The organism is Curtobacterium sp. MCLR17_059 (assembly GCF_003234665.1).
In the GTDB taxonomy this organism is placed as follows: Bacteria; Actinomycetota; Actinomycetes; order Actinomycetales; family Microbacteriaceae; genus Curtobacterium; species Curtobacterium flaccumfaciens.
Genome location: NZ_QKSU01000010.1, coordinates 107,484 through 121,590, shown reverse-complemented (window position 1 = coordinate 121,590; position 14,107 = coordinate 107,484). Strand labels below are relative to the sequence as shown.

At 71.3% G+C, this 14,107-nt stretch carries 15 protein-coding genes; 13 read left to right on the top strand and 2 right to left on the bottom strand.

Features of this window, described 5'->3' with window-relative positions; translation table 11 throughout:
• Positions 1-46: 46 nt before the first annotated feature.
• Positions 47-958: a tRNA (adenosine(37)-N6)-dimethylallyltransferase MiaA gene (gene miaA / locus DEJ12_RS14115; protein ID WP_258370492.1), complete on the top strand. Its 912-nt coding sequence runs from the start codon at positions 47-49 to the stop codon at positions 956-958.
• Positions 955-1,845, top strand: a complete 891-nt coding sequence (gene dapF, locus DEJ12_RS14110) for a diaminopimelate epimerase (RefSeq protein WP_027464770.1) — start codon at positions 955-957, stop codon at positions 1,843-1,845. The genes miaA and dapF overlap by 4 nt, the downstream gene beginning before the upstream one ends.
• A 111-nt stretch (positions 1,846-1,956) precedes the next feature.
• Here dapF and DEJ12_RS14105 read toward each other — a convergent pair whose 3' ends face one another.
• Positions 1,957-2,568 carry a class I SAM-dependent methyltransferase gene (locus tag DEJ12_RS14105; RefSeq protein ID WP_111030469.1) on the bottom strand — a complete coding sequence of 204 codons (612 nt, stop codon included), beginning with the start codon at positions 2,566-2,568 and terminating at the stop codon, positions 1,957-1,959.
• Positions 2,569-2,629: 61 nt separating this feature from the next.
• Here DEJ12_RS14105 and hflX point away from each other — a divergent pair, with 61 nt between their 5' ends.
• On the top strand, positions 2,630-4,171 hold the full coding sequence (gene hflX, locus DEJ12_RS14100; protein WP_111030468.1) for a GTPase HflX: 1,542 nt from the start codon (positions 2,630-2,632) through the stop codon (positions 4,169-4,171).
• A 198-nt stretch (positions 4,172-4,369) separates the two neighbouring features.
• Here the strand turns inward: hflX and lexA are convergent, their stop codons facing one another.
• Positions 4,370-5,014: a transcriptional repressor LexA gene (lexA, locus tag DEJ12_RS14095; RefSeq protein WP_027464773.1), complete on the bottom strand. Its 645-nt coding sequence runs from the start codon at positions 5,012-5,014 to the stop codon at positions 4,370-4,372.
• Positions 5,015-5,250: 236 nt separating this feature from the next.
• Between lexA and DEJ12_RS14090 the strand changes: the two genes are divergently transcribed.
• From DEJ12_RS14090 to DEJ12_RS18250, 10 genes are all read left to right on the top strand, one after another.
• Positions 5,251-5,628: a LysM peptidoglycan-binding domain-containing protein gene (locus DEJ12_RS14090; RefSeq protein WP_027464774.1), complete on the top strand. Its 378-nt coding sequence runs from the start codon at positions 5,251-5,253 to the stop codon at positions 5,626-5,628.
• A 64-nt stretch (positions 5,629-5,692) separates the two neighbouring features.
• Entirely contained in the window at positions 5,693-6,799 is a 1,107-nt protein-coding gene (locus DEJ12_RS14085; protein ID WP_111030467.1) for a histidinol-phosphate transaminase, read from the top strand.
• Entirely contained in the window at positions 6,796-7,398 is a 603-nt protein-coding gene (hisB, locus tag DEJ12_RS14080; RefSeq protein WP_111030466.1) for an imidazoleglycerol-phosphate dehydratase HisB, read from the top strand. Before DEJ12_RS14085 ends, hisB begins: the two co-directional genes overlap by 4 nt.
• Complete coding sequence (gene hisH / locus DEJ12_RS14075) at positions 7,395-8,033, top strand: imidazole glycerol phosphate synthase subunit HisH (RefSeq protein ID WP_111030465.1); 639 nt, start codon at positions 7,395-7,397, stop codon at positions 8,031-8,033. Before hisB ends, hisH begins: the two co-directional genes overlap by 4 nt.
• 97 nt (positions 8,034-8,130) lie before the next feature.
• Positions 8,131-8,877 (top strand): bifunctional 1-(5-phosphoribosyl)-5-((5-phosphoribosylamino)methylideneamino)imidazole-4-carboxamide isomerase/phosphoribosylanthranilate isomerase PriA, encoded by a 747-nt coding sequence (gene priA / locus DEJ12_RS14070; RefSeq protein ID WP_017885902.1) that lies wholly within the window; start codon positions 8,131-8,133, stop codon positions 8,875-8,877.
• 4 nt (positions 8,878-8,881) lie between these two features.
• Positions 8,882-9,697: an SseB family protein gene (locus DEJ12_RS14065; RefSeq protein WP_111030464.1), complete on the top strand. Its 816-nt coding sequence runs from the start codon at positions 8,882-8,884 to the stop codon at positions 9,695-9,697.
• Between the two features lie 70 nt (positions 9,698-9,767).
• Entirely contained in the window at positions 9,768-10,643 is an 876-nt protein-coding gene (locus DEJ12_RS14060) for a ParA family protein (RefSeq protein ID WP_017885900.1), read from the top strand.
• A complete protein-coding gene (locus tag DEJ12_RS14055) occupies positions 10,627-11,430 on the top strand; it encodes a ScpA family protein (RefSeq protein WP_181433035.1) in 804 nt (267 codons plus the stop codon). Before DEJ12_RS14060 ends, DEJ12_RS14055 begins: the two co-directional genes overlap by 17 nt.
• Positions 11,420-12,109 carry an SMC-Scp complex subunit ScpB gene (gene scpB, locus DEJ12_RS14050; RefSeq protein ID WP_258370495.1) on the top strand — a complete coding sequence of 230 codons (690 nt, stop codon included), beginning with the start codon at positions 11,420-11,422 and terminating at the stop codon, positions 12,107-12,109. Before DEJ12_RS14055 ends, scpB begins: the two co-directional genes overlap by 11 nt.
• Positions 12,110-13,265: 1,156 nt before the next feature.
• Complete coding sequence (locus DEJ12_RS18250; RefSeq protein ID WP_231495626.1) at positions 13,266-14,054, top strand: pseudouridine synthase; 789 nt, start codon at positions 13,266-13,268, stop codon at positions 14,052-14,054.
• The last annotated feature ends 53 nt before the right edge of the window (positions 14,055-14,107 follow it).

Genomic DNA, 14,107 nt, shown 5'->3' with positions numbered 1-14,107 from the left:
TGTGCCGACGAGCGACGCGTTGCTCGCATCCGGTGACGCCGCGGACTTGATCGCAGTCGTCGGGGCGACGGGCACCGGGAAGTCCGACCTCGGCATCGCGATCGCGGAACGGCTGCGCGCTGCCGGCCGTCGCGCGGAGATCATCAACGCGGATGCCATGCAGCTGTACCGGGGCATGGACATCGGCACCGCGAAGCTCCCGCCGGCCGAGCGGCACGGCATCCCGCACCACCAGCTCGACGTGCTCGACGTCACCGACGAGGCGAGTGTCGCCGCCTACCAGGTCGCCGCCCGCGCCGACGTCGACCGGATCCAAGCCGACGGTGGCGTGGCCGTCCTCGTCGGCGGCAGCGGCCTGTACGTCTCCGCGGTGCTGTTCGACCTCGCGTTCCCGGGCACCGATCCCGCGCTCCGCGCGCAGCTCGAGCGCGAGCACGAGGAGCTCGGCCCGGGCATCCTGCTCGAGCGACTCCGCACCCTCGACCCGGCGGCCGCCGCGACGATCGACGCGCGCAACCCACGGCGGTTGATCCGTGCACTCGAGATCGCGAGCCGTTCCGAGGTCGTGACCCCGAGCCTCCCGGCCGCGCCCAGCGCTTGGCGACCGTCCCGGATCCTGCACCTGCGGCGTGACCGCGAGCAGCTCGTGTCGGCGCTGCACGAGCGGGCCGCGCGGATGTTCGAGGCCGGACTCGTCGACGAGGTCGCGGCGCTCCGCGAGCAGGGACTCGAGCAGGGCAAGACCGCGCGGGGCGCGATCGGGTACTCGCAGGCGCTCGAGGTGCTCGGCGGCACGGCGACCCGCGAGCAGGCGGTCGAGGCGACCGGCATCGCGACCCGGAAGTACGCCCGGCGGCAGGTGTCGTGGTTCCGCCGGTACGCCGAGGCCGAGACGCTCGACGTCACGGGGGCGGACCGCGCCGACCTGTCGGAACTGGCCCGTAGGATCGTGCCGTGACCGAGCTGCACTTCACCAAGGGCCAGGGGACCGGCAACGACTTCGTCCTGTTCGCCGACCCCGATGCCACCGTCGACCTGACCCCCGAGCGGATCCGCGCCATCGCGGACCGGCGCTTCGGCGTGGGCGGCGACGGCGTGATCCGCGCCGTGCGGTCCGAGGCGATCCCCGAGGGGCGGGCGCTCGTGGCCGTCGAGCCCGAGGCGACCTGGTTCATGGACTACCACAACGCTGACGGCACGGTCGCGGAGATGTGCGGCAACGGCATCCGCGTGTTCGCCCGGTACCTGACCGAGTCCGGCCTGGTCGAGCTCGCTCCCGGCGAGACGCTCACCGTCGGCAGTCGCAAGGGTCTGGTCGACATCCAGCGCACCACGAACGGGTTCGCCGCCGACCTCGGTCGCTGGGGCCTGGGCATCGAGGGCGGTGGCTCCGACGACGTGCTCGTCCGGGCCAAGAACCTCGACGGGGCGCGGCCCGGCATCGGCATCGACGTGGGCAACCCGCACGTGGTCGTCGCTGTCGAGACCGAGGACGAACTGGCCGACCTCGACCTGACGTTCCTGCCGGTGCTCGACCCGGCGCCGGAGCACGGTGCGAACGTCGAGTTCGTGCTGCCCGGCGACCCCTTGATCAAGGACGGCGTCGGCGAGATCACGATGCGGGTGCACGAGCGGGGGAGCGGTGAGACGCTGTCATGCGGCACCGGGGCCGTCGCTGCGGCCCTCGCGACGCGCTACTGGGTCGGTGCGGGGGCGCCGGACACCTGGCGCGTGCGGGTGCCGGGCGGGCTGCTGACGGTGCGGATGACGGCGACCGAGGACGGCGAGCACGTCTCGCTGTCCGGTCCCGCCGAGCTCGTGTTCTCCGGCGACCTGACGGTCTGACGGTCTGACGCGGAGCCTCGTTGCCGCTTCGTGAGCAGAAATGGTCGGATGCCCAGCGGCGACCCGACCATTTGTGCTCACGATGTGAGCGCCCGCGCTCGCGCACGCGCCCTACGCGCTGCGCTGCACCCGGATCACGCGAAACCCCTTCGCCGTCGACTCCCGCGTGACCGCGAACCCCGAGCCGAGCGCGCCGACGAGCCACTTCTGCAACGAGTCGCCCCCGAGGTCCTTCGACACGACGAGCCAGGCGTCGCCCCCGACCTCGAGCCGGGGCAGCCACGTCAGCAGGATCTGGTGCAGCTCGTCCTTGCCGACACGGATCGGCGGGTTCGACCAGATCGTGCGGAAGCGCAGGTCGGCCGGCACGTCGTCGGGCAGCGCGATCGTGACGTTCGACGCCCCCGCAGCAGCAGCGTTGGCGCGCGCGAGCCCGAGCACCCGCTCGTTGACGTCGACGCCCCACACCTGGGCGTCGGGGGACTGCAGGGCCATCGTGATCGCGATCGGGCCCCAGCCGCAGCCGATGTCGAGCAGGGCTCCGTCGGCAGCGGGCGCCGGCACCGAACCGAGCAGGACCTTCGTGCCGCGGTCGACGCCGTCGGGGCTGAAGACCCCCGCCGCGGTCGACAGGGTGAGGGGCTGACCGGCGAGCGTGACGTGCACCTGGCGCGGCCGGAGTTCGCTCTCGGGGCTGGCCGAGAAGTAGTGGTCGTTCGCCATGGATGAACCGTACCGGCAACCGAGTGTGTCGCAGGGCCTCCAGAGGTAGCCTGTGCACAGGATGACGGATACCCATCAGCAGAACCACCAGACCAACGACGACAGCGCAGACGGTGTCGTCGAGAGGGTGTTGCGCAACGCAGACCACCGCGCAGCATCGTCCATCTTCGCACCCGCCCAGGCCATCCAGACGCAGTCGGTCGACGACCGCAGTTGGACCGGCGACGGCGACCAGTACGACCGTGAGGACCGTGCGGCTCTGCGCCGTGTCGCCGGCCTCTCCACCGAACTCGAGGACGTCACCGAGGTCGAGTACCGCCAGCTGCGGCTCGAGCAGGTCGTCCTCATCGGCGTGTACCCCCAGGGCGACGCGCAGGACGCCGAGAACTCCCTCCGTGAGCTCGCGGCACTCGCCGAGACCGCGGGCGCCGTGGTGCTCGACGGGCTCCTCCAGCGTCGGCCGAACCCGGACCCGGCCACCTACCTGGGCAAGGGCAAAGCCCAGGAGCTCGCGATGGTCGTCAAGGCCACCGGCGCCGACACGGTCATCGCCGACACCGAACTGGCACCCTCGCAGCGTCGTGCGCTCGAGGACGTCGTGAAGGTGAAGGTCATCGACCGCACGGCCGTGATCCTCGACATCTTCAGCCAGCACGCGAAGACCCGCGAGGGGAAGGCGCAGGTCGAACTCGCCCAGCTGCAGTACCTGCTGCCTCGACTGCGCGGTTGGGGTGACTCGATGTCCCGGCAGGCCGGTGGCCAGGTCTCCGGAGGCGCTGGCATGGGCTCTCGTGGCCCCGGTGAGACGAAGATGGAGCTCGACCGCCGCAAGATCCACACGCGGATGGCGAAGCTCCGCCGGCAGATCGCCGGGTTCACCCCGGCCCGTGAGGCCAAGCGTGCCGAGCGCAACCGCAACGAGGTGCCGAGCGTCGCGATCGCGGGCTACACCAACGCCGGCAAGTCGTCGCTGCTCAACCGGCTGACGAGCGCGGGCGTGCTGGTGCAGAACCAGCTGTTCGCGACGCTGGACGCCACCGTCCGTCGGACCGAGAGCGCCAAGGGCCGGGAGTTCACGTTCGTCGACACGGTCGGCTTCGTCCGCAACCTGCCGCACCAGCTCGTCGAGGCCTTCCGCTCCACCCTCGAAGAGGTCGGCGACGCCGACGTCATCGTGCACGTGGTCGACGGCTCGCACCCCGACCCCGGTGCGCAGCTGTCCACCGTGCGCGAGGTCATCGGCGACGTCGGTGCGGGTGACATCCCGGAGATCGTCGTCTTCAACAAGGCCGACCTGATCGACGACGCGCAGCGCCTCGTGCTCATCGGACTCGTGCCGGACGCGGTGTTCGTGTCTGCGCGCACCGGTGAGGGCATCCCGGAGCTCCTCGGCGTCATCGAGGACCGCCTCCCCGAGCCCGACGTCGACCTGACCATCGTCGTGCCGTACGACCGCGGCGACCTGGTGTCGTCGCTGCACGACACCGGCTCGGTCGAGTCCGTCGACTACGTCGAGGACGGCACGCGCCTGCGGGTGCGCGTCTTCCAGCGGCAGGTCTCCGAGCTCGAGCCCTACGTGGTCACGCCGGTCCCGACCGTCTGACGACCGGCTCCGGCGGGCGCTGGCGCTGGGGAGCGCTGCCGCGCGGCCTGGAGGCCCGTGACGGGTCCGCCGGACACCGTCACGTCGCCGAGACGCCCCGGAACACACGAAACGCCGCCGGATCCGGCGGCGTTTCGTCGTGCAGGGGGCGTCGTGCGGTGACGACGGCGTCCCGCGTCGGTGCAGCGCGAGCCGCGGTCAGAGGGAGCGGAGGACCGCGACGACCTTGCCGAGCACCGAGGCCGCGTCGCCGAGGATCGGCTCGAAGGCGGAGTTGCGCGGCAGCAGCCACGTGTGACCGTCGCGCTGGCGGAAGACCTTGACCGTCGCCTCTTCGTCGAGCATGGCCGCGACGATGTCACCGTTCTCGGCTGTCTGCTGCGACCGGACGACGACCCAGTCCCCGTCGCAGATCGCGGCGTCGATCATCGACTCACCGACGACCTTGAGCATGAACAGCTCGCCCGTGCCGACGAGCTGTCGGGGGAGCGGGATGATCTCGTCGACGTGCTGTTCGGCGGTGATCGGGACACCGGCGGCGATCCGGCCGACGAGCGGCACGAGCGTGGTGGCGTCGATGTCCGGTCCGCCGACGTCGGACGACGGCTCGTCGACCAGGACCTCGAGCGCGCGCGGTCGGTTCGGGTCGCGGCGGATCCAGCCACCGAGCTCGAGCTGGCCGAGCTGGTGGGAGACGCTGGAGAGTGAGGAGAGCCCGGCGGCGTCGCCGATCTCGCGCATGCTCGGCGGGTAGCCCCGTGAGGCGATCGACGCACGGATCGCGTCGAAGATCGCCTGCTGCTTCGGCGTCAGCGGCTTCTGGCCCCGCAGTTCGTCCACCACGTCGTCTCGCTTTCGTCGGTGCCGGTCCGGCCGCGGCGGGAATGTCGGTGGTCCCCGTCAGGCTTGTCCCAGTCGATCGAAACAGTATCCGACCAGCCAGGGCCGGACAAACACCTGTTCGAGCGTGTCGCAAGAAAACCCCGCAGAAATCCACTCCCAGGACTTGTGCGTCGTCTGATTCGAAACTATGTTCGGTACACGACTTCGGTTCCACCGAACGGGAAGGCAAGAACGACATGAGCACCATCGCCATCGCTGACATCCAGCGCACCGCGGCGCCCGCGGTGCGAACCCGCCTGCGTCTGACGCGTCGCGGCCGCATCGTCTTCACGACGCTGGCCGCGCTCCCGCTCCTCATCGTCGTCGCCCTCGGCGTGCTGAACGGCGGGCAGGCCTCCGCCGGAGACGCCACCGCCGGCGGCGCCCGCACCCAGTTCGAGACCGTGACGATCCAGCCGGGCGAGACGCTCTGGCAGCTCGCCGAGCAGACGGCGCCGAACTCGGACCCGCGTGACTTCGTGCAGGACGTCGTGAGCCTCAACGCGCTCGACGGCTCCGCGCTGCAGGCCGGCGAAGAGATCGCCATCCCCACCAAGTACACCGACGGCGAGTAGCCACTCGGGCAGCGCCGTCCAGACGGCTGGTCGTCGCACGGTGACAGCGGCCTACGATGGATCGGTGGCATTCACGCTCGAAGACCTCCCGATCCGAGACGACCTGCGCGGGCAGAGCCCCTACGGCGCCCCGCAAAAGCACGTCCGCGTGCAGCTCAACGTCAACGAGAACACGCATCCCGTTCCGGACGACGTCGCTGCCGACATCGTCGAGTCGATCCGGCAGGCCCTGCTGACGGTCAACCGGTACCCGGACCGCGAGTTCACCGAGCTCCGGCAGTCGCTCGCCGACTACCTCGGGCACGACCTGACCGCCGAGCAGCTCTGGGCGGCGAACGGGTCGAACGAGGTGTTGCAGCAGCTCCTCCAGGCGTTCGGCGGGCCCAGTCGCTCAGTGCTCGGGTTCCCGCCCACCTACTCGATGCACTCGATCCTCGCGTCGGGCACCGGCACCAGGTGGATCCCTGCCCAGCGCGACGACGAGTTCCGCATCTCGCCCGAGACCGTCGTGGCGGCGATCCGAGAGCACCAGCCGGACATCGTGTTCCTCTGCGGGCCGAACAACCCGACCGGCACCCCGCTCGACATCGAGACGATCGCGGCCGCCTACGACGCGACCGACGGCATCGTGATGGTGGACGAGGCGTACGCCGAGTTCATGCCGTCCGACGCCCCGAGCGCCCTCACGCTGCTGCCCGGTCGTGAGCGCCTGGTGGTCTCCCGCACGATGAGCAAGGCGTTCGCGTTCGCCGGTGCCCGGGTCGGGTACATGGCCGCGCACCCCGCCGTCGTCGACGCCGTCCGACTGGTCCGGCTGCCGTACCACCTGTCCGCGCTCACCCAGGCGGCCGCGATCGCGGCACTCCGGCACGCCCCCGAGATGCTGGCGATGGTCGACGACATCAAGGGGCAGCGCGACCGCATGGTCACCGAGCTCCAGGCCATGGGGTACCGCACCTACGAGACCTGGTCGAACTTCGTCCTGTTCGGTGGTGTCGCCGACCCGAACGCCGCGTTCGAAGCGCTGCTCGAGCGCGACGTCATCGTGCGCGACCTCGGGATCCCGAACCACCTGCGGGTGAGTGCGGGGACCGAAGCCGAGACGACCGCGTTCCTCGACGCCATGCGGCAGGTCGCCGCCGAGCAGCCGCCGGTTAGGGTTGAGGCATGACCGCCCGCACCGCCTCGATCAGCCGTTCGACGAGCGAATCGAGTGTCGAACTCGAGCTCGACCTGGACGGCACCGGGACCTCGTCGATCTCGACCTCCGTCCCGTTCTTCGACCACATGCTGACCGCGTTCAGCAAGCACTCCCTGATCGACCTGCGGGTGCGCTCGACGGGTGACACCGACATCGACGTGCACCACACGGTCGAGGACACCGGCATCGTGCTCGGTCAGGCGATCAAGCAGGCCCTCGGCGACCGCTCCGGCATCGGCCGGTACGGCGACGCCCTGGTCCCGTTGGACGAAGCGCTGGCCCAGGCCGTCGTCGACGTCTCCGGGCGTCCGTTCCTGGTGCACTCCGGCGAGCCCGCGGGCTTCGAGTTCCACCGCATCGGCGGCCACTTCACCGGCTCGATGGTCCGCCACGTGTTCGAGGCGATCACGTTCAACGCCGGCATCACCGTCCACATCCGCGTGCTCGAGGGCCGCGACCCCCACCACATCGCCGAAGCCGAGTTCAAGGCGTTCGCCCGAGCCATGCGCAAGGCGGTCGAGCTGGACCCGCGCGTCGACGGCATCCCCTCCACGAAGGGCGCCCTGTGACAACCGCCAAGCCGAACGTCGTCGTCCTCGACTACGGGTCGGGGAACGTCCACTCCGCCGCCAAGGCACTCGAGCGCGCCGGCGCCGAGGTCACCCTGACCTCGGACAAGCAGGCGGCGCTCAAGGCCGACGGCCTGCTCGTCCCCGGCGTCGGGGCGTTCGCCGCCGTGATCGACCAGCTCGAGGGCGTGCAGGGCGGCGAGATCGTCGACCACCGTCTGGCCGGAGGGCGACCCGTGCTCGGCATCTGCGTCGGCATGCAGGTCCTGTTCTCGCGCGGCATCGAGCGTGGTGCCGACGTCGAAGGGCTCGGCCAGTGGCCCGGCACCGTGCAGGAGATCCAGGCCGAGGTGCTGCCGCACATGGGCTGGAACACCGTGCAGGCGCCCGAGGACTCCGTGCTGTTCGACGGGCTGCACGACGAGCGCTTCTACTTCGTGCACTCCTACGGCGTGACCGACTTCCCGCTCGAGGCGTACGGGCCGTTCCGCGCGCCGCGTCTGACCTGGGCCGAGCACGGGCAGCCGTTCATCGCCGCGGTCGAGAACGGGCCGCTCACCGCCACGCAGTTCCACCCCGAGAAGTCCGGCGAGCCGGGCATCCGCCTGCTCTCCAACTGGGTGCGTTCGCTCTGAACCCGGCCGGTGCCGGGCGCGACGGCCGTGCCGGACGCGCACCGGGCCTCCCGGCTGTCCGCAGCCCCTTCTCCACCGCAACGAAACCGACAGGACCATGACCGACCTCACCGACACCCCGCCCCTCGTCCTGCTGCCGGCTGTCGACGTCGTCGACGGACAGGCCGTGCGACTCACCCAGGGCGAGGCGGGGAGCGAGACCGGCTACGGCGACCCCGTCGCCGCTGCCCGGACCTGGCGTGACCAGGGTGCCGAGTGGATCCACCTCGTCGACCTCGACGCAGCCTTCGGTCGTGGCGACAACCGCCGGGTGATCGCGCACGCCGTCCGCGAGGTCGAGGGCGTCTCCGTCGAGCTGTCCGGTGGCATCCGTGACGACGCCTCGCTCGAAGCGGCACTGGCGACCGGTGCGGCGCGCGTGAACCTCGGCACCGCGGCGCTCGAGAACCCGGACTGGGCCGCGCGGGTGATCGGTGAGTACGGCGAGCAGATCGCCGTCGGGCTGGACGTCCGCGGCACCACGCTGTCGAGCCGCGGCTGGACCGAGGACGCCGGTGACCTGTGGGAGGTGCTCGACCGGCTGGAAGCCGCCGGGTGCGCCCGCTACGTGGTTACCGACGTCACGAAGGACGGCACGCTGCAGGGGCCCAACGTCGAACTGCTCCGCCAGGTGTGCGACCGGACCGACCAGCCCGTGGTGGCCTCCGGCGGGATCTCGACGCTCGACGACCTCCGTGCGCTCCGCGAACTCGTGCCGTACGGGCTCGAGGGCGCGATCATCGGCAAGGCGCTGTACTCCGGGGCGTTCACGCTGCCGGCCGCACTCGACATCGCCTCCGAGTAACGCCGTGGCGGGCATCTCGAACGGCCGCGGCACCGGGCCGGACGCCGACGACGCGCACACCCCCGGCGGGGCGGCGGACTCGGCGGGCTTCTCGTGGGAAGGCCGCACGTTCGACCACCACGACACCGCGTTCGCCGACGACGACGGACTCGCCGATCCCGCGGTGGTCGCGGCCATCGGTGCGATCGCCGACGGTGCGTCCCAGGCGGCGATCGTCGAGGCGCTCCGGACCGCCCGGCTGCTCATCCCGCTCATCGCCGAGGCCGGTGACGTGGGGGAGACCGACGAGGGCAAGCTCGTCGACAAGACCCAGGAACTCTCGATCGTGACGGTCGCCGGTCCGGACGGTCGCAGCGTGATGCCGGCGTTCACCTCGGTGGACGCCATGCACGCGTGGGACCCGGACGCGCGACCGGTGCCGGTGGAGTCCCGCCGTGTGGCGATGGCCGCGGCGAGCGAGGACACCCAGCTCGTCGTGCTCGACCCGAAGTCGCCGACCGAGTTCGTGCTGCGTCGTCCGGCGGTGTGGGCGCTCGGGCAGGACCTGCCGTGGACCCCGTGCTTCGAAGACCCCGAGGTGGCCCGGGCCTTCGCGGCCTCGGTCGAGGGGGAGCCCAGCGTCGCCCGTGTCGAACTCGCGCCGGGCGACCCGGTCGGCCGGTTCGCCGGGCCGGAGCTGACGGTGGGACTGGCCCTGCACCCGGGGCTCGACCGCGAGCAGGTCGGCGAGCTCGTCGGTCGGCTGCAGCAGCGGTGGTCGACCGACCCCGTGATCGCGGAGCGGGTCGACAGCATGCGCGTCGCCCTGCGCGCTGCCTGACGAGCAGCAGCGCGGCGGTCCCGCGGCGGTGCGACCCGGCCCAGCCCGAGGTCGCCGGTACGATGACGGGGTGAGCCCGAACCCGACGACCAACCCCACCGGCGCGACCACCCACGGTCCGACGGGGCGTCCCGTCCGGGACTTCCCCGTGCCCGAGGAGCTCGACAGCACCGGACCCGCCCGCATCATCGCGCTCTGCAACCAGAAGGGCGGGGTCGGCAAGACCACGACCGCCATCAACCTGGGCGCCGCGCTCGCCGAGTACGGCCGCAAGGTCCTGGCCGTCGACTTCGACCCGCAGGGTGCGCTGTCCGCGGGCCTCGGCGTCCGGACGCACGACATCCACACCGTGTACGACCTGCTCATGGGTGCCGTGAAGGACCCGAACCAGGTCATCCAGCCGACGAACACCCCCGGCCTCGACGTCATCCCGGCGAACATCGACCTGTCCGCGGCCGAGGTGCACCTGGTGAACGAGGTCGCCCGCGAGCAGATCCTGGCGAGCGTGCTGCGCAAGGTCGCGAACGACTACGACGTGATCCTGGTCGACTGCCAGCCGTCGCTCGGCCTGCTCACCGTGAACGCCCTGACCGCGGCACACGGCGTCCTCATCCCGCTCGAGTGCGAGTTCTTCGCGCTCCGCGGTGTCGCCCTGCTCATCGAGACGATCGACAAGGTGCGCGACCGTCTCAACCCGGCGCTCAAGCTCGACGGCATCCTGGCGACCATGTACGACTCGCGCACGCTGCACTCGCGCGAGGTCATGGAGCGGGTCGTCGACACCTTCGACGACCGCGTGCTCGACACCGTCATCGGCCGCACCGTGAAGTTCCCGGACGCCACCGTGTCCGCACGCCCGATCACGCAGACCGCGCCGGACCACCCTGCCGCCCACGCCTACCGGCAGCTCGCACGAGAGCTCGTCCAGCGTGGCGCCGTCGCCTGACGCGGGGTTCCGGGTCCGGCTCACCAACTTCGACGGACCGTTCGACCTCCTGCTGTCGCTCATCACGAAGCACGAGCTCGACATCACCGAGGTGTCGCTCGGTGCCGTGACGGGGGAGTTCATCCAGTACGTCCGGCAGGCCGAGTCCGCCGACGAACTCGACGAGGCCAGCGAGTTCCTCGTCGTCGCGGCGACCCTGCTCGACCTGAAGATCGTCGGGCTGCTGCCCCAGGGTGAGCTCGTGGACGCCGAGGACGTCGCCCTGCTCGAGGCCCGCGACCTGCTGTTCGCCCGATTGCTGCAGTACCGCGCGTTCAAGCAGGCCGCCGACTGGTTCGGGGAGCGCTGGGGCGTCGAGTCGCGCCGGCACGTCCGCAGCGTCCGGCTCGAGGAACGGTTCCGCGCGCGGACGCCGGAACTCGTCTGGACCCTGTCGGTGCAGGACTTCGCCGCACTGGCCGCGCTGGCCTTCGCGCCGCGGGAGATCCCGACCGTCGGCCTGGATCACCTGCACGCCCCGCTCATCAGCATCCGCGAACAGGCCGCGATCGTCGTCTCGATCCTGCGCACCCGCGATGGTGAGGGCGTCTCGTTCCGTGAACTGGTCGCGGGCGTCGACCAGACGGGTATCGTGGTGGCTCGCTTCCTCGCGATCCTCGAGCTGTACCGGAACGCGTCGATCTCGTTCGAGCAGCTCGAGCCGCTCGGGGAGCTGACACTGCGGTGGACCGCCGAGGACTGGTCCGACGAGAGCCTCGCGAACCTGGGAGCCGACTATGACGGATGACGTGCACGACACGTCGAGCGCCGAACCCGGCGGCGCCGACGAGATGGCCGACGCCCGCGCGATCGAGCACGAGATCCACGAGCGCGCCGCAACGCAGTCCCACCCCACCATCCCCATCGACCGGCAGCTCGAGGCCATCCTGATGATCGCCGACCAGCCGCAGTCGCTCGTCGCCCTCGGTGCTGCGGTCGGTTCGCCCGTCCCCGCCGTCCGCCAGGCGATCGAACGCCTGGTCGCCGACTTCGACGGCGTCGACGGCACGATCCGCCGTGGCTTCGAACTGCGCGAGGTCGGTGGCGGCTGGCGCTTCTACGTCCGCGCCGACCTGGACCCAGTGGTCGAGCAGTTCGTCGAGGCCGAGCGCCCCTCGCGGCTGTCGCAGGCCGCACTCGAGACCCTCGCGGTCGTCGCCTACAAGCAGCCGATCACCCGCTCGCAGATCGCTGCGATCCGCGCCGTCAACGTCGACGGCGTCGTCCGAACCCTGGTGGCACGCGGCCTCATCGAGGAGTCGTTCACCGACGCCGAGACCGGCGCCATCAACTACGTCACGTCCGACCTGCTCCTGCAGCAGCTCGGCATCAACTCGCTCGACGAGCTGCCGCTCATCTCGCCCCTCCTGGACGACGGTGCGGACGGCTTCGAGCAGAACGAAGGGATCCCCGATGGCAGGGTTTGACGACCGGGGGCGCGGCGCGCCCCGAGACCGAGACGACCGCAACGGACGCTCGGGAGGCCCGGATCGCTCCGGCCGCCCGGCCGGCGGACGCGGTGGGGCCGGCTCCAGTGCCGGTGGCCGCTCCGGCGGGTACGGTCGCGACGACCGCGGGGGCGCACGCCCGCCGCGTGACGACGACCGTCGTGGCGGGTACCCGTCGCGCGACGACCGCGGCGGCGAGCGTGGTGGGTACCGCGGGGCTTCGGCTCCGCGTGACGACCGTGGTGGCTACCGGGGTCGTGACGACCGTTCCGGTGGCGGTGACCGTGGTGGCTACCGGGGTAACTCCGCTCCGCGTGACGACCGTGGTGGCTACCGCGGCCGTGACGACCGTGGTGGGTCCGCTCCTCGTGACGACCGCGGTGGTGACCGTGGGGGCTACCGCGGCAACTCCGCTCCGCGTGACGACCGCGGTGGCTACCGGGGTCGCGACGACCGTTCCGGTGGCGGCGACCGTGGTGGCTACCGCGGCAACTCGGCTCCGCGTGACGACCGCGGTGGGTACCGGGGCCGTGACGACCGTGGGGCTTCGGCTCCGCGTGACGACCGTGGTGGCTACCGGGGCTCCGCTCCGCGTGACGACCGTGGTCGTGACGACCGCGGGAGCTCCGCACCGCGCGATGACCGTGGCGGGTACCGCGGGCGAGACGACCGTGGTGCTTCGGCTCCGCGCGACGACCGTGGCGGCTACCGGGGTCGCGATGACCGTTCCGGTGGCGGCGACCGTGGTGGCTACCGCGGCAACTCCGTTCCGCGCGACGACCGCGGCGGTTACCGGGGCCGTGACGACCGCAGCGCCGCTCCGCGCGACGACCGTGGTGGGTACCGGGGTCGCGACGACCGTGGCAGCTCCGCTCCCCGCGACGACCGGCGCGACGACCGCCGGACTCCCGACGGCCAGCAGAGCCGCGTCTGGCACAACGGCCGCCGCTACGTCGGTGGCACCACGAGCGTCCGCAACAGCGACCGCACGACGCCGAAGCCGAGCGGGCAGCGCGACGACCGGGGCAACCCGGCCGAGGGCACGCCCGAACGGCCGATCATCGAGGACTGGGACGCGGCGGACGGAACGGCTCCTGCCGGGGCCGAGCCGAGCCTCCAGGCAGAGGGTGAGCGCCTGCAGAAGGTGATCGCCGCTGCCGGCGTCGCATCCCGCCGAGTCGCGGAGAACCTGATCGTCGAGGGCCGCGTGACGGTCAACGGCGAGGTCGTGGACGCCCTCGGGCGCCGCGTCGACCCCGAGAAGGACGCGATCAGCGTCGACGGCGTGCCCGTGCAGATCGACTCGTCGCGGCGCTACATCGTGCTGAACAAGCCGACCGGTGTCGTCTCGAGCCTGCAGGACGAGCGCGGTCGCCGCGACCTGACGGAGTTCGTGGACCGGTACGAGGAGCGCCTGTTCAACGTCGGCCGTCTCGACACCGAGACCTCCGGGCTGCTCGTCCTGACGAACGACGGCGACCTGGCACACGTGCTCGCGCACCCGTCGTTCGGCGTGCAGAAGACGTACATCGCGAAGGTCCACGGCAACGTGAACCCCGCAGTGGTGCAGCGCCTGACCGAGGGCGTCGAGCTCGAGGACGGTCCGATCAAGGCCGACAAGGTGCGGTTGCTCGAGTCCTCGCGGGGTGAGTCGCTCGTCGAGATCACGCTGCACTCCGGCCGCAACCGCATCGTCCGTCGCATGCTCGAGGCCGTCGACCACCCGGTCCTCGAACTCGTCCGCCGGTCGTTCGGACCGCTGCACCTGGGCAGCCTGCCGCCGGGCAAGATGCGCGAGCTCGGCACGGTCGAGGTCGGCAAGCTGCTCAGCACCGTCCGTGACGCGAAGCCGTCCGCTCGTGACGACCGCGACGTCGCGCTCGACCAGGACGACGACGAGTACGAGGACGAGTCGGCGGACTGACCGACCCCGAGGCTCGGGCATCGACCGATGCCCGAGCCTCGATCGGTAGGCTT

Coding starts and splice junctions, on each gene's coding strand:
- DEJ12_RS14105 (WP_111030469.1), bottom strand. CDS start 2,568: ATGGCGAACGACCACTACTTCTCGGCCAGCCCCGAGAGCGAACTCCGG.
- hflX (WP_111030468.1), top strand. CDS start 2,630: ATGACGGATACCCATCAGCAGAACCACCAGACCAACGACGACAGCGCA.
- DEJ12_RS14090 (WP_027464774.1), top strand. CDS start 5,251: ATGAGCACCATCGCCATCGCTGACATCCAGCGCACCGCGGCGCCCGCG.
- hisB (WP_111030466.1), top strand. CDS start 6,796: ATGACCGCCCGCACCGCCTCGATCAGCCGTTCGACGAGCGAATCGAGT.
- priA (WP_017885902.1), top strand. CDS start 8,131: ATGACCGACCTCACCGACACCCCGCCCCTCGTCCTGCTGCCGGCTGTC.
- scpB (WP_258370495.1), top strand. CDS start 11,420: ATGACGGATGACGTGCACGACACGTCGAGCGCCGAACCCGGCGGCGCC.